General features: G+C 76.6%; 1 pseudogene. It reads left to right on the top strand.

The features are described 5' to 3' along the window. A pseudogene (locus GTW43_RS30085) lies at nucleotides 1-555 on the top strand (DeoR family transcriptional regulator); the annotation flags it as partial. Between the last annotated feature and the right edge of the window lie 530 nt (nucleotides 556-1,085).

Below are 1,085 nucleotides of genomic sequence, written 5' to 3'. Positions count from 1 at the left end.
ACCGGTGGCACGCTGCGGGGTTCCAACTACGCGCTGGTGGGCAGCGGGGCGGAGCAGTCCCTCCAGGGGCTCAGAGTGTCCCGGGCCTTCCTCAGCGGGAGCGGGCTGACCGCCGAGCGCGGCCTGTCCACGTCCAACATGCTGTCGGCGTCCGTCGACCGCGCGCTGGTCCAGGCCGCCGCCGAGGTCGTCGTCCTCGCCGACCACTCCAAGCTCGGCACCGACACCATGTTCCAGACGGTGCCCACGGACGTGATCACCCGGCTCGTCACCGACGAGCCGCCGGCTCATGACGAGCGGGCCGCCACGGAGTTGCAGGCGCTGGCCGACCAGGGCGTGCAGATCGCCGTCGCGGGGGAGGGGTCCGGCGCGGCCGGTGCGGCCGGCGCCGGTGACACGGGCAGTGGTGCCGGGCGCGGGCCGCGGCGCGACGTCCCCCTGCCGGGGCCACGGCGCGGGGCGCCCCATCACGGAGGGCATCCGCTGCGCAGTGCGGCGGCGCTCGACGCGGGGCCCGAGCGGGCGGCTCGGGTGGCGGACCTGCGGCGCCGCTGAGCCGCTTGCCGCGGGGGCGGGGTTACGGGGTCTTCCGGCGCCCTTGGCTCCCGCCGGGGTGGGCTGCGTCGTTACCGGGTCGCCGGGTCGCCGTCGAGGCCGGTCGCGCGATTCCCTGCGCTGGTGTCGGGGCCGGTCGCGTGGTGCCCGCGCCGCTGTCGGGGCCGGTCGCGTAGGTCCCCGCGCTGTTGTCGGGGTGTTCACGTAGGTTCCCGCGCCGCTGTCGGGGTGTTCGCGCAGTACCCGGCGCCGCAGTGAGGGTGTTCGCGCAGTTGTCCGCGGTGCTGTCGAGGTGTTCGTGCAGGGCCCCGCGCCGCTGACGGGGCGTTGGCGCGGTGGTCCGCGTCGCTGTCGGGGTGTTTGCGCAGGTCCCCGCGCAGCCGTCGGGGCCGTTCGCGCAGTGGTCTGCGCCTCTGGGGGGGGGGCTGTCGTGCTCGGCCGTGCCCGGGCCGTGATCCCACCCGTCGTGCCTGGCCGTGATCCCACCGGTCGTGCCTCGGCCCTGCTCCCACCGTCCCGCCCCCTCCGGG

This window comes from Streptomyces sp. SID5785 (genome assembly GCF_009870065.1).
Classification (GTDB): domain Bacteria; phylum Actinomycetota; class Actinomycetes; order Streptomycetales; family Streptomycetaceae; genus Streptomyces.
The sequence above is the reverse complement of the archived record's forward strand: the minus strand, read 5'-3'. Positions and strand labels throughout refer to the sequence as shown.